Origin of the sequence: Marinobacter halodurans, assembly GCF_004327985.1 — a bacterium.
GTDB classification, from domain to species: domain Bacteria; phylum Pseudomonadota; class Gammaproteobacteria; order Pseudomonadales; family Oleiphilaceae; genus Marinobacter_A; species Marinobacter_A halodurans.
In genome coordinates, this window is the sequence record NZ_SJDL01000088.1 from 1 (window position 1) to 3,672 (window position 3,672).

The 3,672-nt window shown below is 51.4% G+C and carries 4 protein-coding genes; 2 read left to right on the top strand and 2 right to left on the bottom strand.

All coding sequences use genetic code 11. The features are described 5' to 3' along the window. Window positions 1-276 (top strand): hypothetical protein (locus tag EZI54_RS24930; RefSeq protein ID WP_207389325.1); only part of this gene is annotated, 276 nt, incomplete at its 5' end. A 353-nt stretch (window positions 277-629) separates the two neighbouring features. Here EZI54_RS24930 and EZI54_RS23220 read toward each other — a convergent pair. Continuing rightward, entirely contained in the window at window positions 630-1,088 is a 459-nt protein-coding gene (locus EZI54_RS23220) for a hypothetical protein (protein ID WP_131484241.1), read from the bottom strand. Between the two features lie 820 nt (window positions 1,089-1,908). Between EZI54_RS23220 and EZI54_RS23225 the strand changes: the two genes are divergently transcribed. Beyond that, a complete protein-coding gene (locus EZI54_RS23225) occupies window positions 1,909-2,961 on the top strand; it encodes a transposase (RefSeq protein ID WP_242674579.1) in 1,053 nt (350 codons plus the stop codon). Between the two features lie 138 nt (window positions 2,962-3,099). Here EZI54_RS23225 and EZI54_RS23235 read toward each other — a convergent pair. Continuing rightward, on the bottom strand, window positions 3,100-3,672 hold a 573-nt coding region (locus tag EZI54_RS23235; RefSeq protein ID WP_207389326.1), incomplete at its 5' end, for a hypothetical protein.

The window sequence follows — 3,672 nt, forward strand, 5'->3', positions numbered from 1 at the left end:
CAACAACTTCTTCAGCACTGCGGCTTTACGTTCTTCGGAATAACGTGGCATGACATGCTCCCATGCCGCCCCGACTCGGAAAAATCAGGCGAAATCGCCTACTGGACAACTAGGCTGACAGAGGGGGATTTGAAGAATGTTATCCCTTTCAATTTCATCAATTTGGTCGGCGACATCCCTAAAGTACGTCACGTGCACACGCGGGGTCAGGTCTTGCGTTTTGCCCCGCCTTGCCATTTCGTTGTGATGACCGCAGTCTATTCTCGCCCAAAGTAGAACCACGGAAGGAGCCAAGGAATGGCCAGACCGTTGCGACTGGAGTATGCCGGCGCGTTGTATCACGTGACGTCTCGCGGAAATCGTCGGGAGATGATTTACGAATCAGATGGCGATCGACGCGCTTGGTTGTCGATCCTTGATGAAGTTTGCGAGACGTTCAACTGGGTATGTCACGCCTACTGTTTGATGGGCAATGAATAAAAGGTGTCAGAGCGCATATTTATTGATATTTTCTGCGTCTGGACAAGAACACTCCTTTGGCACAGTGTGCCTCTTTTAGGAATGTCCGCAGTAGAGGGGTAGAACCCCAGGAAGCATTCTTATATCCGCGCCTGCCCCACTCTCGAAAATCAAGAATCAACCATCTCGGCAAAGGTCCACAGCGTTTGACCGCCCATCGTAATGACCCTCACTTTCCCCGAGAACAAACTCATATCATCGATGGCCACTTTCATTCTGTACTTAGTAACCTTGCACCCGCTTATCAAATTCTTCCCGCCGCTGGCAATCAGGGTTGATTGCTTCTCGAAGGCACGTTCGGTGAAGCACACTACGGAATCTTTTTGGAGATAGCTTCCCGTCCCGCTATAAGAACCCTTGCTTGAAGACAGGGAAGAACCGTCTTCTACTCCAATGAGCCCAATAACAACAAAAGCAGCACCACCGATGGCTACCCATTTTCGATTCTTTGGGTCTACACGCTTCCATAAGCCATAAAGCCCGACGGGCCAGAAGACAATCAGCCACACCCACAACCAGCCTGTTTGATACCACTCCCTTTTGGTCTGCACATCATTCTTATCCGTCACAGCGCCCCTCCATCACCAAGTTACTAATAATTAACGTTCAAGCCTAACAACTTGCGATTTGAAAGGCCACGCTGGACAGCGCGCCACCAAAACCCAAACCCGTAAAAACCGGGACACCCATCAAGAATAAAACCGGGACACCCATTAGCCAGCCGGGGTCAAGGCACAATATAAGACCTGGCCGTATTTTTTACGGCGCTGCCCCCTCAAATGCGCGCCCGCTATTTCAGTGGTTGGTTGCAGACTGATCCGCACCAGACACCCATCAGGATCAAGGCTGGCTAGCCGAGCTAGCCCCTGGCTTTCGCCCCAAAAAATCATCGGTGCCTGACCGCGTCCAAGTGATACAGATTGATGGTTGCTCGCTCTTGCGGCGCCAGTCTCGGAGTGGCTCACGGTCAGGGCGCATCAGGCACTTTGCGTGCTCGGGAGAGTGCGTGGAGTCCCATTCAGATTTCTGGTTGAACCATCCCGGTTTCCGGGCTGCTCCACGCACTCAAATCGTATTCAGGCAAAGAGTTTGGTTTCATCAAACGGCACCTGATCGCGCATGACGTAGTAACAGGCTCGAGCCATCTTATGAGCCAGGGCCTTAGTCGCCAGAGCGCCGTTACGCTGCGCCCGTTTACGTTGATAGAACCGATGCGCGGTCTTGTTGTGCCAAGAGACGTCGGGGTCAAGTCTTGCGTTTTGCCCCGCCTTGCCATTTCGTTGCAAGAGACGTCGGGGTCAAGTCTTGCGTTTTGCCCCGCCTTGCCATTTCGTTGTGATGACCGCAGTCTATTCTCGCCCAAAGTAGAACCACGGAAGGAGCCAAGGAATGGCCAGACCGTTGCGACTGGAGTTTGCCGGCGCGTTGTACCACGTGACGTCCCGCGGAAACCGCCGGGAGATGATTTACGAATCAGACGACGACCGACGCGCCTGGTTGTCGATCCTCGATGAGGTTTGCGAGATCTTCAACTGGGTATGTCACGCCTATTGTTTGATGGGCAATCACTACCACCTGCTGATCGAAACGCCGGAAGGCAATCTATCGAAAGGCATGCGCCAACTGAACGGCGTCTATACGCAGGTTTTCAATCGGCACCATGGCCGGGTAGGGCACGTTTTCCAGGGGCGTTATAAAGCGATTCTGGTTGAGAAGGACAACTACCTGTTGGAGCTGTGCCGCTACATCGTGCTGAATCCTGTTCGTGCCGCGATGGTTCGATCGGCTTTGGAATGGCCCTGGAGCAGTTACCGTGCAACGGCAGGTTACGAAAGGGATTTGAAGGCACTGGATACTGATTGGATTCTGGCTGCTTTTGGTGAACGGCGGGACAGAGCAGTAGAAAGCTACGAGCAGTTTGTCGCTGACGGCAAGAACCAACCGTCTCCATGGGAAAGGTTAAAAAACCAAGTCTATCTTGGGAGCGATCAATTCGTTGATGAAATGCAAAAGCGAATTGAAGGGGCAGAACGTCTCAGCGAAATACCCACGAGTCAGCGTCGCCCTCTGGCCAAACCACTAGAATTCTACGGGGACTCTGCGTCGTCCCGAAACGAAGCCATCTGTTTAGCGTATGCGAGTGGCGGATGCAGCCTGAAAGAAATAGGCGATTTCTTTGGACTTCACTACTCACGCGTCAGCCGGATTATCCGGGAGGCAAAATGCAAGACCCCGGGCGGCGCTTCAAGTGCGGTATCTGACTCCGAGCGTTTGAGTGAAAGCCATGGCAACAAAAAAATCTTTATGCGTCGAGCTCGTCCCACAGCTCTTCCAGCCAAGCTTGCAAATCATCTTGTGAGTCAAAATCTTCTTCAGTTAGCGCTTCATACTCATCGGGTGATATCAACTTCATATCAATGGCCTCACGAAGCTGAGCTTTAAATAGATCTATATCGTAAGGAAACCCATGCCCAGTACTGATCGCCTCCCGCAGTATCTGCGGGTCATAGCATTCAATATGGCAATATTTTCTTAGTATTGTCCGCAGTGGTTCCTTAATCTGACTCATGCTTATCTCCGCTAATTTTTAGGGTTCGGGTACAAAGTGTGTAATTTTACGCTGCCGGCCTGATCAAGCCGATAAATGGCTTTGATGGTACCGTCAGTGAAATCTGTAGGGATCTCACCCGTCGGGTTACGCTTGCTTCCCAAGCGAGTGACACCCCGAACGAAATTCTTGTAATCACTTCCAAAAACCTCTTCCAATGGCAGCTCAATCGCATCGACGAATAAGTCCCCATTTGCTTTTGCCTCTGCAATATTTTTCTGGAATTGCATAGAACTTCGAACGATGTCATCTGCTTGCAACAGTGCTTCATCAGTTGTAAAGGCAGTTGCGTTCCTCCCTACCTTATGGGGTTTAGGGGTACCATCTGGAAATTTATTGAATGCATCCAACGTCGTTCCCGAAGCGGGATCAACGCCCCTTACCGCCCGATCCTCAAGTTGCTGATCAGTGACCCTGTTGTAGTGGTCCAATGATTCCGGACACCAACGTAGGTGGTAAGATCGCCACCATAAACGAGGTGTCTGATGACCAGAAAACGACGTTCCTTTACTCCTGAGTTCAAGCAGGAAGCAGCCAGCCTGGTG

What these genes read in the sequence shown, in the direction of transcription:
- EZI54_RS23225 (WP_242674579.1), top strand. Translation starts at nt 1,909, where the DNA reads ATGGCCAGACCGTTGCGACTGGAGTTTGCCGGCGCGTTGTACCACGTG.